The organism is Enterobacter cloacae complex sp. BZL2005, assembly GCF_049238885.1.
Classification (GTDB): Bacteria; Pseudomonadota; Gammaproteobacteria; order Enterobacterales; family Enterobacteriaceae; genus Enterobacter; species Enterobacter roggenkampii.
The window spans coordinates 167,420-189,494 of sequence record NZ_JBMKGI010000005.1 but is presented as its reverse complement, the minus strand read 5'-3'; the positions used below and the strand labels follow the sequence as shown (position 1 = coordinate 189,494).

General features: G+C 59.3%; 19 protein-coding genes. 13 read left to right on the top strand and 6 right to left on the bottom strand.

All coding sequences use genetic code 11. From position 1 onward, the window contains the following. Position 1: 1 nt before the first annotated feature. The 3 genes from lsrD to lsrA are packed head-to-tail and all read right to left on the bottom strand — an operon-like array spanning position 2 to position 3,495. A complete protein-coding gene (gene lsrD / locus ACOTXI_RS11970; protein WP_058655031.1) occupies positions 2-979 on the bottom strand; it encodes an autoinducer 2 ABC transporter permease LsrD in 978 nt (325 codons plus the stop codon). Next, positions 980-2,011, bottom strand: coding sequence for an autoinducer 2 ABC transporter permease LsrC (gene lsrC, locus ACOTXI_RS11965; RefSeq protein WP_008503158.1), 1,032 nt, complete (start codon positions 2,009-2,011; stop codon positions 980-982). After that, positions 2,008-3,495 (bottom strand): autoinducer 2 ABC transporter ATP-binding protein LsrA, encoded by a 1,488-nt coding sequence (lsrA, locus tag ACOTXI_RS11960; protein ID WP_008503157.1) that lies wholly within the window; start codon positions 3,493-3,495, stop codon positions 2,008-2,010. The genes lsrC and lsrA overlap by 4 nt, the downstream gene beginning before the upstream one ends. Positions 3,496-3,710: 215 nt before the next feature. On the opposite strand from lsrA, the gene lsrR reads away from it, so the two are divergent. The 3 genes from lsrR to ACOTXI_RS11945 all read left to right on the top strand — a co-directional run bounded on the left by lsrR (position 3,711) and on the right by ACOTXI_RS11945 (position 8,503). Continuing rightward, positions 3,711-4,682 carry a transcriptional regulator LsrR gene (gene lsrR, locus ACOTXI_RS11955; RefSeq protein ID WP_008503156.1) on the top strand — a complete coding sequence of 324 codons (972 nt, stop codon included), beginning with the start codon at positions 3,711-3,713 and terminating at the stop codon, positions 4,680-4,682. Between the two features lie 33 nt (positions 4,683-4,715). Beyond that, on the top strand, positions 4,716-6,296 hold the full coding sequence (gene lsrK / locus ACOTXI_RS11950; protein WP_008503155.1) for an autoinducer-2 kinase: 1,581 nt from the start codon (positions 4,716-4,718) through the stop codon (positions 6,294-6,296). Between the two features lie 185 nt (positions 6,297-6,481). Next, the gene (locus ACOTXI_RS11945) at positions 6,482-8,503 is read left to right on the top strand and encodes an NADPH-dependent 2,4-dienoyl-CoA reductase (protein WP_008503154.1); all 2,022 of its coding nucleotides are present in this window, start codon (positions 6,482-6,484) and stop codon (positions 8,501-8,503) included. Positions 8,504-8,593: 90 nt separating this feature from the next. Here the strand turns inward: ACOTXI_RS11945 and rlmG are convergent, their stop codons facing one another. Further along, positions 8,594-9,730, bottom strand: a complete 1,137-nt coding sequence (gene rlmG / locus ACOTXI_RS11940; RefSeq protein WP_008503153.1) for a 23S rRNA (guanine(1835)-N(2))-methyltransferase RlmG — start codon at positions 9,728-9,730, stop codon at positions 8,594-8,596. An 83-nt stretch (positions 9,731-9,813) separates the two neighbouring features. On the opposite strand from rlmG, the gene ACOTXI_RS11935 reads away from it, so the two are divergent. The 4 genes from ACOTXI_RS11935 (at position 9,814) to sstT (ending at position 14,100) form a co-directional block, all read left to right on the top strand. Then, positions 9,814-10,317 carry a YgjP-like metallopeptidase domain-containing protein gene (locus ACOTXI_RS11935; protein ID WP_008503152.1) on the top strand — a complete coding sequence of 168 codons (504 nt, stop codon included), beginning with the start codon at positions 9,814-9,816 and terminating at the stop codon, positions 10,315-10,317. Positions 10,318-10,387: 70 nt separating this feature from the next. Beyond that, positions 10,388-11,386 carry a Gfo/Idh/MocA family protein gene (locus tag ACOTXI_RS11930; protein ID WP_058655029.1) on the top strand — a complete coding sequence of 333 codons (999 nt, stop codon included), beginning with the start codon at positions 10,388-10,390 and terminating at the stop codon, positions 11,384-11,386. A 251-nt stretch (positions 11,387-11,637) separates the two neighbouring features. Next, the gene (locus tag ACOTXI_RS11925; protein WP_021242367.1) at positions 11,638-12,603 is read left to right on the top strand and encodes a TerC family protein; all 966 of its coding nucleotides are present in this window, start codon (positions 11,638-11,640) and stop codon (positions 12,601-12,603) included. A gap of 255 nt (positions 12,604-12,858) precedes the next feature. Beyond that, positions 12,859-14,100, top strand: coding sequence for a serine/threonine transporter SstT (gene sstT, locus ACOTXI_RS11920; RefSeq protein WP_008503149.1), 1,242 nt, complete (start codon positions 12,859-12,861; stop codon positions 14,098-14,100). An 86-nt stretch (positions 14,101-14,186) separates the two neighbouring features. Here sstT and ACOTXI_RS11915 read toward each other — a convergent pair whose 3' ends face one another. Together ACOTXI_RS11915 and uxaC are read right to left on the bottom strand one after the other, a co-directional pair. Further along, on the bottom strand, positions 14,187-15,674 hold the full coding sequence (locus tag ACOTXI_RS11915; protein WP_058655028.1) for a UxaA family hydrolase: 1,488 nt from the start codon (positions 15,672-15,674) through the stop codon (positions 14,187-14,189). A 17-nt stretch (positions 15,675-15,691) separates the two neighbouring features. Further along, positions 15,692-17,104 (bottom strand): glucuronate isomerase, encoded by a 1,413-nt coding sequence (gene uxaC, locus ACOTXI_RS11910; RefSeq protein WP_045407019.1) that lies wholly within the window; start codon positions 17,102-17,104, stop codon positions 15,692-15,694. 474 nt (positions 17,105-17,578) lie between these two features. On the opposite strand from uxaC, the gene ACOTXI_RS11905 reads away from it, so the two are divergent. The 6 genes from ACOTXI_RS11905 to ACOTXI_RS11880 all read left to right on the top strand — a co-directional run bounded on the left by ACOTXI_RS11905 (position 17,579) and on the right by ACOTXI_RS11880 (position 22,074). After that, entirely contained in the window at positions 17,579-18,877 is a 1,299-nt protein-coding gene (locus ACOTXI_RS11905; RefSeq protein WP_008503146.1) for an MFS transporter, read from the top strand. Between the two features lie 180 nt (positions 18,878-19,057). Continuing rightward, a complete protein-coding gene (gene exuR / locus ACOTXI_RS11900; protein ID WP_008503145.1) occupies positions 19,058-19,834 on the top strand; it encodes a transcriptional regulator ExuR in 777 nt (258 codons plus the stop codon). 344 nt (positions 19,835-20,178) lie between these two features. Next, on the top strand, positions 20,179-20,841 hold the full coding sequence (gene yqjA / locus ACOTXI_RS11895; protein WP_008503144.1) for a DedA family general envelope maintenance protein YqjA: 663 nt from the start codon (positions 20,179-20,181) through the stop codon (positions 20,839-20,841). Positions 20,842-20,843: 2 nt separating this feature from the next. Continuing rightward, the gene (mzrA, locus tag ACOTXI_RS11890; RefSeq protein WP_008503143.1) at positions 20,844-21,227 is read left to right on the top strand and encodes an EnvZ/OmpR regulon moderator MzrA; all 384 of its coding nucleotides are present in this window, start codon (positions 20,844-20,846) and stop codon (positions 21,225-21,227) included. A gap of 143 nt (positions 21,228-21,370) precedes the next feature. Next, positions 21,371-21,739 carry a DUF1090 domain-containing protein gene (locus tag ACOTXI_RS11885; RefSeq protein WP_008503142.1) on the top strand — a complete coding sequence of 123 codons (369 nt, stop codon included), beginning with the start codon at positions 21,371-21,373 and terminating at the stop codon, positions 21,737-21,739. Positions 21,740-21,768: 29 nt separating this feature from the next. Beyond that, entirely contained in the window at positions 21,769-22,074 is a 306-nt protein-coding gene (locus ACOTXI_RS11880) for a DUF883 family protein (protein ID WP_008503141.1), read from the top strand. Position 22,075: the final 1 nt, after the last annotated feature.

Genomic DNA, 22,075 nt, shown 5'->3' with positions numbered 1-22,075 from the left:
CTTACGCTCCGGATAGTTTTCTAAAGAGAGATCGCACCCATTCGCGGTGCAGACTCAGCGAACGCCCCATCACCACCACAACCAGCAGCGCCCCCGACAGCGCGCTCGACACCTGGTTGGGGATGCCGACCATCTGTAAACCCTGTTGCAGGTACCCCACCAGCAGCGCCGCCAGCGCCGTACCGACAACCGAACCTGACCCGCCGTAGATATTGGCTCCGCCGAGCACGGCGGCGGTGAGCGCAGGCATTAAAAGATCGCGCCCCAGATCCGAACGCGCGGAGCCGAAATAGGAGACCATCACCAGCGCGGCAATCGCCGAGGCCACGCCCACCAGGCCGTACAGCACGTAGGGCATGCCGTTCACCGGCAGCGCCGCATAGCGCGCCGCGCGCGGGTTCTGCCCAATAAGGAACAGATGACGGCCAAAGCGCCCGCGGTGGGTAATGAGCCAGAAGAAGACGGTGATTACCGCGAACAAGACCAATGGGATCGGCAGACCCAACACCGTGAGGTTAGCGAACGCCGTGAAGCTGTCCGGGAAGCCGCCGATGCCCTCGTAGCCCGTCGCGCCCGCTATGCCGGAGAGCAGCAGCGCGCCGCCGCCGTAGAGGTAGAGCGTGCCGAGGGTAATGACCAGCGGGCTGATGCCGGTGTAGTGGATCAGCGCCGCATTCACCAGCCCGCACAGCAGACCCAGCAGCAGTGTAAGCGGAACGGCGACCGCCATCGGCCACCCCGCCTGCATCATCACCCCCAGCGCAATGGCGCACAGGCCGATGGTCGAGCCGAGGGAGATGTCGATCCCGCCGCTGACGATCACCAGCGTCAGCGGCAGCGCCACAATACCGATGCAGATGAAGTCGCTGGTGCTGAACAGCAGCATGTTGATATCGAGCATCCGCGGGTTGATGGCCCCGAAAAGCAGGATCTCCAGCACCAGCAAAATGAGCAGCGCGCTTTCCCAGTTAAGCCTCATTTACGCCACCTCTTTTTTACGTTTGGGAAAGGGGGTGACGTGCTTTCCCCCTCTGTTGCCCGCCTGGAAACGACCGTACTTCAGCGCCCGCTGATGCCGCGCCAGCGCCTGACGCAGACGCCCGTCGAGCACCAGCACGCCCAGCAGCACCAGCCCGGCGATAAAGTCGTTCCACCAGGCCGGAAGCCTGAACAGCACCAGCACGGTGTCGATTTGGGTGAGGAAGAACGCACCGAGCAGCGCGCCGATCAGCGTGCCCGTGCCGCCCAGCAGTGAAATGCCCCCCAGTACGCAGGCGGCGATGGCCTTCATCTCCAGCCCGCTGCCGGTCTGGTTGGGCACGAAGCCAATCTGTGCGGCAAAGACAATCCCGGCGCAGGCCGCCAGCATGCCGTTGAGGGTAAAAGCGATCATGCGGGTGCGATTCACCGCCACGCCCAGCTGGCGCGCGGCGGCGAGGTTATCCCCCACCGCGTAGAAATCACGCCCGAACGCGGTGCGCGACAGCGTCCACGCGCCGGTGACCACGATAATCAACACCACCATGCCAAGGGGCGACACGCCGATGGCCGCAGGCTCAGAGAGGGATTTCAACCCCGGCGGCAGCCCTTCAATCCACTTTCCGCCCGTCCAGAGCAGCATCGCTCCACGGTACAGCCCCAGCGTGCCGAGGGTGGCGACAATCGCCGGGATGCGTAATCCCACCACCAGAAAACCGTTGAATGCCCCCGCCAGCGCGCCAACTGACAGCGCGAAGAGAATGGAAACGGGCAGGCTGTAGCCACTGTTCAGCGCCACGCCGACGGCGATGGCGGACAGCCCAACGGTCGACCCCACGGAGACGTCGATATTGCGGGTCAGCATCACCAGCGCCGCGCCGATCGCCAGCAGGATCAGGATCTGCGAGCTGGCGAAGATCATCCCCAGTGTCTGCAAGCTGAAGTAGGACGGGTTCAGCGCCACCAGCACGGCGAACAGCGCCAGAATGGCGAGAAACGCGCTCAGCTCGCGGTTTTTCAGTAAGATCTTCATGATTGCCCTCCAAACGCCAGCGCCATCATGCGATCGAGGCTGACGGCATGGCGCGGCAGTTCGCCGCTGAGTACGCCCTGATGCATCACCAGCACGCGATCGGCAAGGCCGGGAAACTCATCGAGATCGCTTGAGATCATCAGCACCGCCACGTTCTGCGCCGCCACGCTTTTGATAAGCTGGTAGATATCGGCGCGCGCCGAGACGTCCACGCCACGCGTCGGTTCATCGACGATCAGCAATAACGGGTTGGCCTCCAGACAGCGTGCCAGCAGCACCTTCTGCTGGTTGCCGCCGGAGAGCGTGCGCAGGGTTTGATCCGCATGGTTGAGCTTGATCCCCAGCGCCCGGTGATAGCGCTCCACCACCGCGGACTCTCTTTTCCGCTGCTGCCAGAGCGACGGCTCGTTCAGCGCCACGGTGTTCCAGCGGATCGGCGCGTCGAGGAACAGGCCCGACACCTGCCTGTCTTCCGGCAGGTAGACCAGGCCTTTGTCCAGACGTGAACTTACCGGTGCGGCGGTGATGTCCTGGTTCTCCAGCCAGACGCGCCCCCCGCGCACAGGCCGCAGGCCATAGAGCGTTTCGGCAAACTCGGTGCGCCCGGAGCCTACCAACCCGGCCAGGCCGACGATCTCCCCGGCGTAGATCTCAAGGCTCAGATCGATAAACCCTTCCCCGGTAAGATCCTCCACCCGGAGCACCGGAAAGTCCTGCGGCTGGGTGCGGCGGTTGCCCGGCAGCGCCAGCCACAGCTTTTGCGTATCGCTGAGGGATTTCTCGCGGCTTACCGGCGTCATGGCGGCGATCAGGGCGCTATCGTCGAACTGCGCGGTTTCACCGCTGAGCACCACCGCGCCGTCGCGCATCACCGAGACGTGGCTCGACAGCATGCGAATTTCCGGCAGCTTATGCGAGATAAACACGATCCCGACGCCGAGCGCCTGCAGGGCGCGGATCTGACGAAACAGCCGTTCGGTTTCGCCCGGCGTGAGGGAGGCCGTGGGCTCGTCGAGGATCAGGATCCTGGCGTTGCGCATTAATCCGCGCAGAATCTCCACCATCTGCTGATCCGCCACTTCCAGGGTGCTGGCGGCGGCGTCGAGGTTCAGCCGGCATTGCAGCTGCTCAAGTTTCTCCGCCAGCCGCTTTTCCAGACCGCGCTCGCGCGGCAGGCGGAACAGGATGTTTTCCCGCACCGTCAGGTTGGGGAACAGCAGCGGCTCCTGCGGCACGAGGTAAATGCCGAGCCCGTGCGCCTGCACGGGCGTCAGCCGCGCATATGACTGCCCCTCGACGGAAAGTTCACCCTCATCCGGCGTCTCGACTCCGGCGATGATCTTCATCAGCGTCGATTTTCCCGCGCCGTTCCCACCCATCAGCGCGTGCACCTGGCCCGCAAGCAGCGTGAAATCAATGCCTTTTAGAACCGGCACGCCTGAGAACTGCTTGCTGATACTTCGCGCGTCGAGAAGTGGGGTCATCATCGCTCCGCTATTGAACAAATGATTTTTAGATTTAATAATGTTCAAAAGCGTAGACGGTGAACTATATTTACAACCGTGCAGGGATCACAGTTTTATCGATTGAGATTCAGATAAACCAGAAACGATCGAAATGATCCGTTTTGTCGCGTGGCTCACACTTTCCCTCCGCGTCATCACGAACATATGATCTAAATTTTTATAAGAGTTCAACTATGAGCGATAAACGCACTGCGGAAGAAGGACGGTTTGCCGGGCTGGCGCTGGCGGAAGAGGAGCTGGTGGCGCGCGTGGCCTGGTGCTACTACCACGACGGGCTGACCCAGAACGATATCGGCGAACGCCTCGGGCTGCCGCGATTAAAAATCTCCCGCCTGCTGGAGAAAGGCCGCCAGTCCGGGGTGATCCGCGTGCAGATTAACTCCCGCTACGAGGGCTGCCTGTCGCTTGAAACCGAGCTACAGCAGCGCTTTGGCCTGAAGCTGGTGCGCGTGATGCCTGCCCTAAATACGCCGCCGATGAACGTGCGGTTAGGCATTGGCGCGGCGCAGTCGCTGATGGGCGTGCTGGAGCCCGGCCAGCTGCTGGCGGTGGGGTTCGGTGAAACCACCATGAGCAGCCTGCAGCACCTGAGCGGCTTTATCAGCTCGCAGCAGATCCGCCTCGTGACGCTCTCCGGCGGCGTCGGGCCGTACATGACTGGTATCGGCCAGCTGGATGCGGCCTGCAGCGTCAGCATGATCCCCGCCCCGCTTCGCGTGTCTTCCGCCGAAGTGGCCGGGATCTTAAAACGCGAGACCAGCGTGCGGGACGTGATCCTCGCCGCCACCGCAGCCGACGTGGCGGTAGTTGGTATTGGTTCAGTAAACCAGCGCCGTGACGCCACGATCCTGCGCTCCGGCTATATCAGCGAAGGCGAGCAGCTGATGTACGCCCGCAAAGGCGCGGTCGGCGACATTCTCGGCTATTTCCTCAATGCCGAAGGGGAGTGCGTTGAGGAGCTGGAGATCCACAAAGAATTACTCGGCGTCTCGCTTGATGAGCTGGCGCAGCTGCCCACCATCGTTGGCGTGGCCGGCGGGGAAGAGAAAGCCGATGCGATTTATGCCGCACTGAAGGGTCGCCGTATCAATGGCCTGGTGACGGAAGAGACGACAGCCCGCGCGGTGCTGGCTCTGGCCAAATAAGAGCCCGCCCTGCGCTAACAGCGAGGCAAGCTCATGAGTTACCTTTTAGCGTTAGATGCAGGGACCGGCAGCGTTCGCGCCGTGATTTTCGATTTGCAGGGCAACCAGATTGCCGTCGGCCAGGCCGAGTGGAAGCACCTGAGCGTGGAGAACGTGCCGGGGTCGATGGAGTTTGACCTCGAGACCAACTGGCAGCTGGCCTGCCGGTGCATTCATCAGGCGCTTGAGCGTGCGCGCCTGAGCGCGGCAGATATCCAGTCCGTCGCCTGCTGTTCGATGCGCGAAGGGATCGTGCTGTACGACCGTAACGGCGAGGCCATCTGGGCCTGCGCCAACGTCGACGCCCGCGCCAGCCGCGAGGTGGCCGAACTCAAAGAGATCCACGATGACCGTTTTGAATCCGAAGTGTATGAGGTCTCCGGCCAGACGCTGGCGCTGAGCGCCATGCCGCGCCTGCTGTGGCTGGCGCACCACCGTCCGGATATTTACCGCAGGGCCGCGACTATCACCATGATCAGCGACTGGCTGGCGGCGAAGCTCTCCGGCGAGCTGGCGGTCGACCCGTCGAACGCGGGCACCACCGGCATGCTGGATCTCTTCTCCCGCGACTGGCGTCCGGCGCTTCTCGACATGGCCGGGCTGCGCGCCGATATTCTCTCTCCGGTAAAAGAGACCGGCACCGTACTGGGTGCTATAACCCGGGAGGCCGCGCAGCAGAGCGGCCTGCGCGAAGGCACGCCGGTAGTGATGGGCGGCGGCGACGTGCAGCTGGGCTGTCTGGGGCTGGGCGTGGTTCGCGCCGGACAAACGGCGGTGCTGGGCGGCACCTTCTGGCAGCAGGTGGTCAATCTGCCGCAGGTACGCACCGACCCCGACATGAACATCCGCGTGAATCCGCACGTTATCCCCGGCATGGTGCAGGCGGAGTCGATCAGCTTCTTTACCGGGCTGACCATGCGCTGGTTCCGCGACGCCTTCTGCGCGGAGGAAAAGCTGATTGCCGAGCGGATGGGGATGGACACCTATTCCCTGCTGGAAGAGATGGCCAGCCGGGTGCCGGCGGGCTCCCACGGGGTAATGCCGATCTTCTCCGACGCGATGCATTTCAAGCAGTGGTACCACGCCGCGCCGTCGTTTATTAACCTCTCCATTGACCCGGAAAAATGCAATAAAGCGACGCTGTTCCGCGCCCTGGAAGAGAACGCGGCGATTGTTTCGGCCTGCAACCTGGCGCAGATTTCACGCTTTTCCGGCGTGACGTTTGAGAGCCTGGTGTTTGCGGGCGGCGGGTCAAAAGGTGCCCTGTGGAGCCAGATTTTAAGCGACGTCACGGGCCTGCCGGTGCGCGTGCCGGAAGTGAAAGAAGCCACGGCGCTGGGCTGCGCGATTGCCGCGGGTACGGGCGCGGGGCTGTTTGCGGATATGGCCTCGACGGGCGAGCGGCTGGTGAAATGGAGCCGCGAGTTCACGCCAAACCCGGCGCACCGCGAGCTGTACGACGGCATGATGCAGAAATGGCAGGCGGTATACGCGGACCAGCTCGGGCTGGTGGACAGCGGACTGACCACGTCGATGTGGCAGGCGCCGGGGCTGGTGCGGGCAGCGGCGCCGTAAATAACGCCGGATGGCGCTACGCTTATCTGTCCTGGGGATTTGTAGCCCCGGTAAGCGCAGCGCCACCGGGGAAGTTCTTTGAGATCTATCACAATCATTCGATCCCGCTTTTACCTTTCCGCTGCCGCTGGCTAAATTAGTAACTCATCCGACCACATAACAATAATTTTACACTGGAAGAGACTATGAGCCGCTACCCGTCGTTATTCGCCCCTCTCGATCTGGGGTTCACCACACTCAAAAACCGCGTGTTGATGGGCTCGATGCACACCGGGCTCGAGGAGCATCCGGACGGGGCCGAGCGTCTGGCGGCTTTCTATGCCGCGCGCGCGCGCCACGGGGTGGCGCTGATTGTCACCGGCGGCGTGGCCCCTTCCCCTTCCGGCGTCGGCATGGAGGGCGGTGCGGTGCTGAACGATGCAGCACAGCTCCCGCATCACCGCATTGTGACCGACGCGGTACACAACGAGGGCGGTAAAATCGCCCTGCAAATTCTGCACACCGGACGCTACAGCTATCAGCCGAATCTGGTTGCGCCATCGGCCATTCAGGCGCCGATTAACCGCTTCACTCCGCATGCTCTGAGCCACGACGAGATCCTGGCGCTGATTGACGACTTCGCCCGCTGCGCCGCGCTGGCGCGTGAAGCGGGCTATGACGGCGTTGAGGTGATGGGCTCCGAAGGCTACCTGATTAACGAGTTCCTCGCCGCCCGCACCAACCAGCGCGACGACGAATGGGGCGGCGACTATGCCCGCCGGATGCGCTTTGCTGTAGAAGTCGTGCGCGCCGTGCGCGAACGTGCGGGCGCGGACTTTATCATCATCTTCCGCCTGTCGATGCTCGATCTGGTGGAGGGCGGAGGCACGTTTGACGAAACCTTGCAGCTGGCGCAGGCGATTGAAGCCGCGGGGGCCACCATTATCAACACCGGCATCGGCTGGCACGAGGCGCGCATCCCGACCATCGCCACGCCGGTGCCGCGCGCGGCGTTCAGCTGGGTGACGCGCAGGCTGAAAGGCAAAGTGTCCGTTCCTCTGGTCACCACCAACCGCATTAACGATCCGCAGGTGGCGGACGATGTGATTTCACGCGGCGATGCCGACATGGTCTCGATGGCGCGCCCGTTCCTGGCCGATGCCGAGCTGCTGTCGAAAGCGCAAAGCGGACGCGCGGATGAGATCAACACTTGCATCGGCTGTAATCAGGCCTGTCTGGATCAGATCTTCGTCGGGAAGGTCACCTCCTGCCTGGTTAACCCACGCGCCTGCCATGAAACCAAAATGCCGATCGTTTCGGCGGTCAATAAAAAACGCCTGGCCGTCGTGGGTGCTGGCCCGGCAGGCCTGGCGTTTGCGGTCAATGCCGCCTCGCGCGGGCACGGCGTGACGCTGTTTGATGCGTTGGGAGAGATTGGCGGGCAGTTTAATATCGCCAAACAGATCCCCGGCAAAGAGGAGTTCTACGAAACGCTGCGCTACTACCGCCGGATGATCGAGCTGACGGGCGTCGAGCTGCGGCTTAACCAGTTTGTCCACGCGGCGGATCTGACTGATTTTGATGAGGTGATCCTGGCGAGCGGGATCGTACCGCGCACGCCTGCGATCGAGGGTATCGATCATCCAAAAGTGCTGAGCTATCTCGACGTGCTGCGTGACAAAGCGCCGGTTGGCGAGAAGGTGGCGATTATCGGCTGCGGCGGGATCGGTTTTGACACCGCGATGTATTTAAGCCAGCCGGGCGAAGCCACCAGCCAGAACATTGCCGAATTCTGCGTGGAATGGGGTATCGACACCAGCCTCAGCCAGTCCGGCGGCCTGCGACCCGAAGGGCCACAACTGCCGAAAAGCCCGCGCCAGATCGTGATGCTGCAGCGTAAAGCCAGCAAACCGGGCGAAGGGCTGGGGAAAACCACCGGCTGGATCCACCGCGCCACCCTGCTCTCGCGCGGGGTGAAGATGATCCCGGCGGTGAGCTACCAGAAGATCGACGACGACGGGCTGCACGTCACGATCGGCGGCGAGCCGCAGCTGCTGCGCGTGGATCATGTGATTTTGTGTGCCGGGCAGGAGCCGAAGCGGGATCTGGCGGATCCGCTGCGCGAGGCCGGTAAAACGGTGCATCTGATCGGCGGGTGCGACGTGGCGATGGAGCTGGATGCGCGGCGGGCAATTGCGCAGGGGACGAAGTTAGCTCTGGCGATCTAGGGCATAGCCGGGCGGCGCTTCGCTTGCCCGGCCTACGGGTTCGAGGCCATTGTAGGCCCGGTAAGCGCAGCGCCACCGGGCAAAACAATCTTACCGACGACGTCCCAGCTTCACCGACTTCAGCACCACAAACTTATTGTTCGTCGCAATGGTGACGCAGTTACCGAAAATCTTCTTCAGCTTGTGGAAGTAGTCCAGGTGGCGGTTCGCCACGATGTACAGCTCGCCGTTAATCTTCAGGCAGCGGCGCGCGTGGTGGAACATCTCCCAGGCGACGTTATCCGTCAGGGCGTGCTTCTGGTGGAACGGCGGGTTACAGAACACGGCGTTGAAGCGGAACGGCTCTACGCCCGACAGCGCGTTGTTGATCATAAACTCGCAGCGGTCCAGCGCGTCCGGCATATTGGTTTCCACGTTCAGACGGCTGGAGGCCACCGCCATCGGCGATTCGTCGCTGAACACCACGCTGGCCTCCGGGTTCTTCGCCAGCAGCGTCAGGCCAATCACGCCGTTGCCGCAGCCCAGATCGACAATTTCCCCTTCCAGATTTTCCGGCAGGTGTTCCATAAAGAAGCGCGCGCCGATATCCAGACCGGTGCGGGAGAAGACGTTCGCGTGGTTATGGATGGTCCAGTCTGTCCCTTCCAGCTTCCAGCTCAGCGTGTCCGGCGCGTCGGCCAGCTCGGGTGCGGCGAACGTACAGTTGATCAGGCGCGCTTTTTTCCAGGCCAGCGTGGTGGTGGTCGGGCCAAGGACTTTCTCGAACAGCTCCAGCGTCGAAGTATGAATATCGCGCGCTTTGGCACCCGCGATGATGCGGGTTTCTGGCGTGACGACCTTACGCAGCGCGCGCAGCTGCTGCTCCAGCAGCGCCATGGTTTTTGGCACTTTGATGAGCACCACGCCCGGCGCCTGCGGGTAGTCCGCGGTGCTGTCGAGGAATTTCACGCTGGATTCGTCGATGTCGTTATGGCGCAGGTTTTCACGCGTCGCCAGCTCGCTTAAGTAGGAATCGCCGATGCTGTACGGCGTGTGCTCCGCCAGGGCGCAGCCCAGCGCGCCGAAGGCGTCATTCAGGATCAAAACCGGGCCGCGGATTTCAGTCTCATCCAACTGCTGCAGCAGATATTCATCCGCCGCTTCCCACGCCTGAAGCGGGTTAACGTCGTCCGTTTCCGGGAAACGTTTAAGGTTGAGTGAACGGAAACCGTTGTCTAAGTGGCTCATCGGCCCTCCTGAATGGTAAAATTTGGCGTATCCCTGAAAAGGGTGCGTGAGTATACCCGTTTTATTGTCGATTTGGGGCGTTGATGAACCAACTTACTTATCTCCAGGGCTACCCGGAGCATTTACTTTCTCAGGTTCGCAGCCTGATTGCCGAGCAGAAGCTCGGCGCGGTGCTGGAAAAACGCTACCCCGGCACCCACGATTTCGCGACCGATAAAGCCCTCTGGCAGTATACGCAGGATCTGAAAAACCGGTATCTGAAGAGCGCGCCGCCGATCAACAAGGTGATGTACGACAACAAGATCCACGTGCTGAAAAACGCGCTCGGCCTGCACACCGCCGTCTCCCGCGTGCAGGGCGGCAAGCTGAAGGCCAAGGCGGAGATCCGCGTCGCGACGGTTTTTCGCAACGCGCCGGAAGCCTTTCTGCGGATGATTGTGGTGCACGAGCTCGCACACCTGAAAGAGAAAGAGCACGACAAAGCGTTCTATTCTCTGTGCTGCCATATGGAGCCGCAGTACCACCAGCTGGAGTTTGATACCCGGCTGTGGCTTACGCATTTATCGTTAAAAGGTAATGCGGAATAGCGCACGCGAATTGTCATGATGACGTGCTACAGTGGCTAAAAGTTCCCCGCTACGGAGTACGTAAACGTTTATGATACGTTTCGCAGTCATTGGAACGAACTGGATCACGCGCCAGTTCGTCGACGCCGCCCACGAAACCGGCAAACTGAAACTTACCGCAGTCTATTCCCGCAGCCTTGAGCAGGCGCAGAGTTTTGCCAACGATTACCTGGTCGAGCATCTCTTCACCTCGCTTGATGACATGGCGCAAAGCGACGCCATTGACGCGGTCTATATCGCCAGCCCGAACGCCCTGCACTTCCCGCAAACGAAGCTGTTCCTCAGCCATAAAAAGCATGTGATTTGCGAGAAGCCGCTGGCGTCGAACATCGAAGAAGTGGAAGCCGCCATCGCGCTTGCCCGCGAAAACCAGGTGGTGCTGTTCGAAGCGTTCAAAACCGCCAGCCTGCCGAACTTCCTGCTGCTGCAGCAGTCCCTGCCGAAGGTGGGCAAAGTGCGCAAAGCGTTTATCAACTACTGCCAGTACTCGTCGCGCTACCAGCGCTATCTCGATGGCGAGAACCCGAACACCTTTAACCCGGCCTTCTCGAACGGCTCGATTATGGATATCGGTTTCTACTGCCTGGCCTCTGCCGTGGCCCTGTGGGGCGAGCCGCACGGCGTCACGGCCACCGCCAGCCTGCTGGAGAGCGGCGTGGATGCGCACGGTGTCGCGGTGCTGGATTACGGTGATTTCAGCGTGACGCTGCAGCACTCCAAGGTGAGCGATTCTGTCCTGCCGAGCGAAATTCAGGGCGAAGCGGGCTCGCTGGTTATCGAGAAGATCTCCGAGTGCCAGAAGGTGAGCTTTGTCCCGCGCGGCGGCAAAGCGCAGGAGCTGACGCAGCCTCAGCATATTAACACTATGCTCTATGAGGCAGAGGTCTTCGCCCTTCTGGTGGAAGACAACGAAGTGAATCACCCAGGCCTTGCGGTGAGCCGCACCACGGCGAAGCTGCAAACGGAGATCCGCCGTCAGACCGGCGTGGTATTCCCGGCAGACGGCGTGAGCGCGGAAGTTATCGCGTAAAGCTGTGTAATGAAACGGCGCAGACCATTGACGAAACCGATGGTCTGACATATTTTGTTACCTGCAAAGGGGAGTAACTTCTTCGCCGGTGGATCGTCATTACGATGCGTGCAATACCGCATCCGGTCGCCGGGCAACCCTCGTGGTTGTAAGTGAGACCTTGCCGGAAGGCGAGGTCTATGCATAAAAAGCTAACGGCTATCGTCTTCTGACCATGGCCGTTTTTGTTTTTTATGTGTAAGGAAAATAGTATGCATTCTGTCGGCACTCCAATGTTGTGGGGCGGATTCGCGGTTGTCGTGCTCATCATGCTGGCGATCGACCTCTTTTTGCAGGGCCGTCGCGGCGCGCACGGCATGACCATGAAACAGGCCGCCGCCTGGTCGCTGGTCTGGGTTACTCTCTCCCTGCTCTTCTGCGCCGCCTTCTGGTGGTATCTGGCCTCGACCGAAGGCCGCGCGGTGGCCGATCCTCAGGCGCTCGCCTTCCTCACCGGATATCTGATTGAAAAAGCCCTGGCGGTTGATAACGTCTTCGTCTGGCTGATGCTGTTCAGCTACTTCGCCGTGCCTGCGGCTCTGCAGCGTCGCGTGCTGGTGTACGGCGTGCTGGGCGCAATTATCCTGCGTACCATCATGATCTTCGCTGGCAGCTGGCTGATTACCCAGTTCGAGTGGCTGCTGTACGTCTTCGGCGCGTTCCTGCTGTTCACCGGGGTCAAAATGGCGCTGGCAAAAGAGGACGGCTCCGCGATTGGCGATCGTCCGCTGGTGAAGTGGATCCGCGGCCATCTGCGCATGACCGACAAGATCGAGAGCGAGCACTTCTTCGTGCGCAAGAACGGCCTGCTGTTTGCCACCCCGCTGCTGCTGGTGCTGATTCTGGTTGAGCTGAGCGACGTGATTTTCGCCGTGGACAGCATTCCGGCCATTTTCGCGGTGACCACCGACCCGTTCATCGTGCTGACCTCTAACCTGTTCGCCATCCTCGGCCTGCGCGCGATGTACTTCCTGCTGGCGGGCGCGGCGGAGCGCTTCTCCATGCTGAAGTACGGCCTGTCGGTGATCCTGGTGTTTATCGGTATCAAGATGCTGATCGTCGATTTCTACCATATCCCGATCGCCATTTCGCTCGGCGTGGTGTTTGGCATTCTGATCGTGACGCTGATTATCAATACCTGGGTTAACCGCCAGCACGATAAGAAGCAGCAGGCTTAATGCGTTTTGCCCGGTGGCGCTGCGCTTACCGGGCCTACAACGTCACCCCGTAGGCCGGGTAAGCGCAGCGCCACCCGGCACTTTCGTTAATCAATAGTTAAAAAACATGACGCAACACGTAAAATCCAGCATTTTACGCTTCCCTCCTTTCGCGCATTCCCTATACTCGACCAGGCAAACATTTACTTACATCCGGACATAAATGTGACTAAGAGCACATTCGGAATGGAACGCAATTTCACTCAGGAATAATGTATGAGCACACAATCGACGGGTCTTTTTGCGCGCCTGGCGCAGGGAAGTCTGGTTAAACAAATTCTGGTAGGACTGGTGCTGGGTATTCTGCTGGCCATGGTGTCAAAACCTGCTGCGGAGGCCACGGGGCTGCTCGGGACGCTGTTTGTGGGCGCCCTGAAAGCCGTCGCGCCGGTACTGGTTCTGATGCTGGTCATGGCATCGATTGCCAACCACCAGCACGGACAAAAAACCAACATTCGCCCTATTCTGTTCCTGTATCTTCTGGGAACCTTCTCTGCAGCCTTAACGGCCGTGGTGTTTAGCTTCCTGTTCCCGTCCACGCTGCACCTGACCAGCGCGGCCGGTGATATCACGCCGCCGTCCGGGATTGTGGAAGTCCTTCGCGGTCTGCTGATGAGCATGGTCTCTAACCCCATCACCGCGCTGATGAGCGGAAACTACATTGGCATCCTGGTCTGGGCGATTGGTCTGGGCTTCGCGCTGCGTCACGGCAACGAGACCACGAAAAACCTGGTCAACGATTTGTCCAACGCTGTCACCTTTATGGTGAAGCTGGTGATTCGCTTTGCGCCAATCGGTATTTTCGGCCTGGTCTCCTCCACGCTGGCAACCACCGGTTTTGACGCGCTGTGGGGCTACGCGCAACTGCTGGTTGTGCTGGTCGGCTGTATGCTGCTGGTGGCGCTGGTGATCAACCCGCTGCTGGTGTTCTGGCAGATCCGCCGCAACCCGTATCCGCTGGTGCTGACCTGCCTGCGCGAGAGCGGCGTGTATGCCTTCTTCACCCGCAGCTCTGCGGCGAACATACCGGTGAACATGGCGCTGGCGGAGAAGCTGAACCTGGATCGCGATACCTATTCCGTGTCGATCCCACTGGGTGCGACCGTGAACATGGCGGGCGCGGCGATTACGATCACTGTACTGACCCTGGCGGCGGTGCATACGCTGGGTATTCCGGTGGATCTGCCAACCGCGCTGCTGCTGAGCGTGGTGGCATCGCTGTGCGCCTGCGGCGCATCCGGCGTGGCGGGCGGTTCGCTGCTGCTGATCCCGCTGGCGTGTAATATGTTCGGTATCCCGAACGAAATCGCCATGCAGGTGGTTGCCGTCGGCTTTATCATCGGCGTGCTGCAGGACTCCTGCGAAACCGCGCTGAACTCCTCTACCGACGTGCTGTTTACCGCGGCGGCCTGTCAGGCGGAAGACGCGCGTTTAGCGAAGAACGCCCTCCGCAGTTAAAAAGAAAAGCCCGGTGGCGGCTACGCCTTACCGGGCCTACAGGGTTTAGTAAGTCGGGTAAGCGCTAGCGCCACCCGACAAAGTACTTACAGCGTCACACCGCTCTTAAAGATTGCCAGCTCGCGGAAATCGTTCTTCTCGTTGCAGGTCTGCTTGCCGCTGGCAATTTCCACAATCGCGTCCACGAATTCCGTCAGCAGCTGCGGCATCGCCTTGCCGTGGATAAGCTGCCCGGCATCAAAGTCAATCCAGTGTTTTTTCTTCGCCGCCAGCTCGCTGTTGGTGGCGATTTTCACCGTCGGCACAAAACCGCCGTACGGCGTGCCGCGACCGGTGCTGAACAGCACCATATGGCAGCCGGCTCCCGCCAGCGCGCTGGTGGCGACCGCATCGTTACCGGGCGCGCTCAGCAGGTTCAGACCGTGCATTTTCAGGCGCTCGCCGTAGCGCAGAACGTCAACCACCTGGCTCGCGCCTGCTTTCTGGGTGCAGCCGAGGGATTTCTCTTCCAGCGTGGTGATCCCCCCCGCTTTGTTACCCGGCGACGGGTTCTCGTAAATGGGCTGATTGTGGGCAATGAAGTACTGCTTGAAGTCGTTCACCATGGTGACGGTCTTCTCAAACGTCTCTTCGTCGCGGCAGTGGCTCATCAGAATACGTTCCGCACCGAACATCTCCGGCACCTCGGTCAATACCGTCGTGCCGCCGTTGGCGATCACATAGTCCGAGAAGCGGCCCAGCATCGGGTTGGCGGTGATACCGGACAGGCCATCAGACCCGCCGCACTCCAGACCAAACTTCAGCTCGCTCAGCTTGCCCGGCTCGCGCCTGTCGTGGCGCATCACCTCATACAGCTGATGAAGCTGTTCGACGCCCGCTTCCACTTCGTCGTCCTGATGCTGGCACACCATAAAGTGCACGCGCTCAGGGTCAAACTCACCGAGCGTCTCGCGGAAGGCGTCCACCTGATTGTTCTCGCAGCCCAGGCCAATCACCAGCACCGCGCCCGCGTTCGGGTGGCGCACCATGTTTTGCAGCATGGTTCGGGTGTTGATGTGGTCGTCACCCAGCTGGGAGCAGCCGTAGGTGTGGCTGAACAGATGCACGCCGTCAGTGCCTTCGGCATCGTTGGTCTCTTTCAGGAAGCGCGTCTGGATCTGACGCGCAATCCCGTTCACGCAGCCGACGGTCGGGAGGATCCACAGCTCGTTGCGGATCCCCACGTCGCCGTTTGCGCGGCGGTAGATCTGCACCTCACGATCCGCCGCCTGCTCTTGTGCCGCAGGTAAATCAGGTTGATAGCTGTACTCGTCCAGATCGCTCAGATTTGTGCGGGCGTTGTGGGAATGGATGTATTCACCCGGCGCGATATCCGCCAGCGCATGACCGATGGGCAGACCGTACTTCACCACGTTTTCCCCTTTGGCAATGGGGAGCAGGGCAAACTTATGTCCACGTCCAACGGACTGGCGTAACGTCACCGACTGGTTGTCGAAGGTGACTTCCGTCCCTTCGGTTAAATCTGCCAGCGCGACGGCCACGTTATCCAGCGAATGGATTTTGATGTATTGCATATCAACCTCAAACGGCCCTAGTTCAGTTCAATGGCGAAGTAGTCACGCGCATTGTTAAAGCAGATGTTTTTCACCATGTCGCCCAGCAGCTGGATATCCGCCGGCGCTTCGCCTGCGTGCACCCAGCGGCCAATCATCTGGCACAGAATGCGGCGGAAGTATTCATGACGGGTATAGGACAGGAAGCTGCGGCTGTCGGTCAGCATGCCGACAAAGCGGCTCAGCAGGCCAAGCTGCGCCAGCTGCGTCATCTGACGCTCCATGCCGTCTTTCTGATCGTTGAACCACCAGCCGGAGCCGAACTGCATCTTGCCCGGCATCCCTTCGCCCTGGAAGTTGCCGATCATCGTGCCCAGCACTTCGTTATCGCGCGGGTTCAGGCAGTAGAGAATGGTTTTCGGCAGCAGGTTTTGTTCGTTCTGTTTGCTCAGCAGTTTTGACAGCTCTTCCGCCAGCGGACGGTCGTTGATGGAGTCAAAGCCCACGTCCGCACCCAGCAGTTTAAACTGGCGCTGGTTGTTATTGCGCAGCGCACCGATGTGGTACTGCTGTACCCAGCCGCGACGCGCGTATTCGGCACCGAGGAACACCAGTACCGCCGTTTTGAACTGCGCCACTTCGTGCTCGCTAAGCGATTCACCGGAGAGGCGACGCGCCAGAATACCGTCCAGCTCGGCCTCGTTTGATTCCGCAAACAGCACCACGTCCAGCGCGTGGTCAGAGACTTTACAGCCGTGCGCCGCGAAGTGATCCAGACGTTTGGTCAGCGCGGTTTGCAGATCGGCGAAACGACGGATGTCGGTATCGGACACTTCCGCCAGCTTCGCCATGTAGTCGTTGAACGTGGCCTGCTCAATGTTGAAGGCTTTGTCCGGGCGCCAGCTTGGCAGCACTTTGATATCAAAAGAGGTGTCTTTGGCGACAACGGCATGATGCTCCAGGGAGTCAATCGGATCGTCGGTGGTGCCGACCATCTTCACGTTCATCTGCTTCATGATGCCGCGCGCGGAGAAGTTCTCCTGCGCCAGGAGCGCATTGCACTGGTCCCAGATTTCATCGGCGGTCGTTGGAGAGAGCAGTTTGCCGGTGATGCCAAACGGGCGACGCAGCTCAAGGTGCGTCCAGTGATAGAGCGGGTTACCGATGGTGTGCGGGACGGTCGCCGCCCAAGCGTCAAACTTCTCGCGATCGGTCGCATCGCCGGTGCAAAGGCGCTCAGCCACGCCGTTGGTGCGCATCGCACGCCATTTGTAATGGTCACCCTTCAGCCAGATGTCATACAGGTTTTTGAAACGGTAATTTTCGGCAACCTGCTGCGGCGGCAAATGGCAGTGGTAGTCGAAAATCGGCTGATCTTTTGCATAGTCGTGGTACAGGCGGCGAGCAAATTCGGTATCTAACAGAAAATCGTCGGTCATAAACGGCGTCATTATCGTCTTCCTCATTACGGGAGCGTCAGAAAGCGTATGTTCATATGCTGCAAAGTTATCACACCAATTTCCACCATCCGACGTTTTTTTCGTGAGTGAGATCAATAAACGCAGACAAATACATTACCCAAATTGGGGTAAATCCTTCTACAAGCCGCGCCAGTACTGGCTTGAAGCGACACGAATAATGTCCCCACAAAGAATCATACATTTGTGATGTCACTCACCTTTTAAAGCTGTATGACAAGTTATCTTTTCGCCGTCGCAAACTATAAGCCGACGGAATGCATTCCTGGTGTCAGTTACACCAGATTTAACGGTACGGAAACCGACTTATGCAGATGACTTTTGGCAAGGTTCGGGCCGTTCCGGGACATTTCCCGGTTACGCCCCTCCCGTTACTGAACGGCTCCCGGCAACGGTCGAGCGGTTACCGTGTCCCGGCACGGCAATACTATAACGATGAGGTTTTACATGCGTAAAATTAAAGGGTTACGTTGGTACATGATCGCACTGGTGACGTTAGGCACCGTGCTGGGCTACCTGACGCGTAACACCGTCGCAGCCGCAGCGCCGACGTTAATGGAAGAGCTGCATATCTCCACGCAGCAATACTCCTACATCATTGCTGCCTATTCCGCGGCGTACACCATCATGCAGCCTGTTGCAGGCTACGTGCTGGATATCCTCGGTACCAAAATCGGCTATGCCTTCTTCGCCATCGCCTGGGCGGTGTTCTGCGGAGCCACCGCGCTGGCGGGCAGCTGGGGCGGCCTGGCGCTGGCGCGCGGTGCGGTCGGTGCGGCAGAAGCCGCGATGATCCCGGCGGGACTGAAGGCCAGTTCCGAGTGGTTCCCGGCAAAAGAGCGCTCTATTGCTGTCGGCTACTTCAACGTGGGTTCGTCCATCGGGGCGATGATTGCGCCGCCGCTGGTGGTGTGGGCTATCGTGATGCACAGCTGGCAGATGGCTTTCATCATTTCCGGCGTGCTGAGCTTCGCCTGGGCAATCGCGTGGCTGGTTTTCTATAAGCACCCGCGCGATCAGAAAAAACTCTCCGAAGAAGAACGCGAGTACATCATTGGTGGTCAGGAAGCGCAGCATCAGACCAATAACGGCAAAAAAATGACCGTCTGGCAGATCCTGGGCACCCGTCAGTTCTGGGGTATCGCCCTGCCGCGTTTCCTGGCGGAACCGGCCTGGGGGACCTTCAACGCGTGGATCCCACTGTTCATGTTTAAAGTCTACGGCTTTAACCTGAAAGAGATCGCGATGTTCGCCTGGATGCCGATGCTGTTCGCTGACCTGGGCTGTATCGTGGGCGGCTACCTGCCACCGCTGTTCCAGCGCTGGTTTGGCGTGAACCTGATCGTTTCCCGTAAGATGGTGGTCACCATGGGCGCACTGCTGATGATTGGCCCGGGCATGATCGGCCTGTTCACCAGCCCGTACGTGGCCATCGCCCTGCTGTGCATCGGTGGTTTTGCGCACCAGTCCCTGTCCGGCGCGCTGATTACGCTCTCGTCTGACGTCTTCGGTCGCAACGAAGTGGCCACCGCCAACGGCCTGACCGGGATGGCCGCCTGGACCGCGAGTACGATGTTCGCGCTGGTCGTCGGCGCGCTGGCGGATACCATCGGCTTCAGCCCGCTGTTTGCGGTACTGGCGGTCTTCGACCTGCTGGGCGCGGTGGTGATCTGGACGGTGCTGAAAAGCAAATCGGCAGAGGAGCTGGCAAAAGAGTCACTCGGGAAACCGGCCACGCAGAGTTAGCATTGCTGTGCCGGGTGGCGCTACGCTTACCCGGCCTACAAAACCCGTAGGCCCGTGCAAGCGAAGCGCCGCCGGGCATTTAAAGGCCACTCAGTAGTGGCTTTTTTAATGGCAAAATCTGGAGAGTGGCACGTAAAAGTGGTATAACAAATCATCTGCCGTACCCTGTCTGGAGCGCATATGGAAATCACCGAACCACGTCGTTTATATCAACAACTTGCTGCGGAGCTGAAAGATCGCATCGAGCAAGGTGTCTATCTTGTCGGTGATAAACTGCCCGCCGAGCGCTTTATCGCGGATGAAAAAAGCGTCAGCCGCACCGTGGTGCGTGAAGCGATCATCATGCTGGAAGTCGAAGGCTACGTTGAGGTACGCAAAGGCTCCGGCATTCACGTCATTTCCAATCTGCCGAAACACTCTCCCGTCGCGGACGAAAGTCTGGAATTCGCCAGCTACGGTCCGTTTGAGCTGCTCCAGGCTCGCCAGCTGATTGAAAGCAACATTGCCGAATTTGCGGCGACGCAGGTGACCAAGCAGGACATCATGAAGCTGATGGAAATCCAGGAGAATGCCCGCAAGGAAAAATGTTTCCGCGATTCTGAGTGGGATCTGCAGTTCCACGTCCAGGTCGCCCTGGCAACCCAGAATACGGCGCTGGCGGCAATCGTTGAGAAAATGTGGACTCAGCGCGTTCACAACCCGTACTGGAAAAAACTGCACGACCATATCGATTCCCGTACCGTCGACAACTGGTGTGACGATCACGATCAAATCCTTAAAGCGCTGATTCGTAAAGATCCGCACGCCGCTAAGCTGGCGATGTGGCAGCACCTGGAAAACACTAAGCAGATGCTGTTCAATGAAACCAGCGACGACTTCGAATTTAACGCTGACCGCTATCTTTTCGCCGATAATCCCGTTGTTCATCTCGATACGGTCCCCAGTGCCGCAAAATAGATGACCTTCCCGCTGGCAGGCGCTTCGCTGCGCCTTCCGGCGAACGTGGGTAAGCAAAACATATATAGTGTCAGCCTTTGTAAATCCCCTCGCTCACTTTCTGGGCTTACGCCAAAATCAACTCACGCCTGCAAATTCTGTGACGCAGAACGTTGGGCTTTGTTACAATTGGATTCACTTCGTTATTTTGTAAGTTAGTGCTTGCTAACCAGCCAATTAACAGGGAACAGTGTTGGCCACACCGCAATGTGTCCGCGAGCGACCATAATGAAATCACAACCATGTCGCCGTGCTGTTTGTCCCGGATAACAGGCATGACGTTAACCGATTTCCAGGAACACTGAATGGAACTTTTGACCCAACTACTGCATGCCCTCTGGGCGCAGGATTTTGAAACGCTGGCCAACCCTTCCATGATTGGCATGCTCTATTTCGTCTTGTTTATGATCCTGTTCCTTGAGAACGGCTTGCTGCCTGCTGCTTTCCTGCCCGGTGACAGTTTACTGGTGCTTGTCGGCGTGCTGTGCGCCAAAGGGGCGATGGCATTCCCGCAAACTATTTTGTTACTGACCGTCGCCGCGAGTCTCGGCTGCTGGGTCAGCTACATCCAGGGAAGATGGCTGGGCAATACCCGGATCGTCCAGAACTGGCTCTCGCACCTGCCTGCACATTATCACCAGCGGGCGCACCATCTTTTCCATAAGCACGGGCTTTCTGCGCTGCTGATTGGCCGCTTTATCGCCTTTGTACGCACCCTGTTGCCGACCATTGCCGGTCTGTCGGGGCTGAGCAGCGCGCGCTTCCAGTTCTTTAACTGGATGAGCGGCCTGCTGTGGGTACTGATTCTGACGACGCTCGGCTATGCGTTGGGGAAAACGCCAGTCTTTATGAAATATGAAGACCAGCTGATGTCCTGCCTGATGCTGCTGCCTGTGGTGCTGCTGGTCTTCGGTCTGATCGGCTCGCTGGTCGTCCTGTGGAAAAAGAAATATGGAGCCAGAGGCTAACGATGGCTATCTCACCGCTCGCCCTGCGCCGTTTTGCCTGCGCCGTGATGACACTGGTGGTGCTCAGCGCCATGCTGCTGGCATGGAGCGCGCTTTCGCACCAGGAATCCACGCTGGCCATTCGCCCGGTGAACCAGGGTGCCAGCGTGCCTGACGGTTTTTCTGTCTGGCACCATCTGGACGCGAACGGGATCCGCTTTAAAAGCATCACCCCGCAGGACGATGTTTTACTGATCAAGTTTGATTCCCGAGCGCAAAGTGCCGCCGCAAAAGTGGTTCTCGACCGTACGCTGCCGCACGGGTATATCATCGCTCAGCAGGAAGATGACAGCCAGCCTGCTGCCTGGCTGTCGCTGATTCGCGATACGTCGCATCGGTTTGGATAATTACCAGGATTCCGAATCTTTTCACTCACTTTGGTGAATCCCCCGTTTACTTACTATGCTTAAGTACGCGGAGCACCCCTCGAATGTACTCCGCATAACTTTGGATAGCGGCTTACGCCGCAACACAATGGAAGGTTTCGATAATGAAATTCCGCATGACTCTGGCTCTGGCCCTTTTTTCTTTAAGCACAGCATCCTTCGCAAATTCTCTCTGTCAGGAGAAAGAACAGGATATTCAGCGTGAGATCGGTTATGCCGAAAAGCATAACAATCAGCACCGTGTTGATGGTCTTAAAAAAGCGCTGAGCGAAGTGAAAGCGAACTGTTCAGACAGCAAGCTGCGTGCCGACCACCAGAAGAAAATCGCTGAACAGAAGGACGAGATAGCCGAGCGCCGTCGCGACCTGCAGGAAGCGAAAGAGAAAGGGGATGCGGAAAAAATTGCTAAGCGCGAGAAGAAGTTGAAAGAAGCGCAGGACGACCTGAAAGCGCTGGAAGCTCGCGATTATTGAGTTAACGGAAATCTCAACAGGAGAGAATCATGTCAAAAGATACGACGTCTGAACATCTGCGCGCTGAACTGAAATCCCTGGCCGATACCCTGGAAGAGGTGCTGAACTCCTCTGCTGACAAGTCAAAAGAAGAGGTCAGCAAGCTGCGCAGCAAGGCGGAGCAGGCGCTGAAAGAGAGCCGCTATCGCCTGGGTGAAACCGGCGATGCGCTGGCAAAACAGACCCGCGAAGCAGCCGCGCGTGCGGACGAATATGTGCGTGATAATCCATGGACGGGTGTCGGGATTGGTGCCGCAGTCGGTGTGGTACTGGGTGTCCTGCTGACGCGTCGTTGAT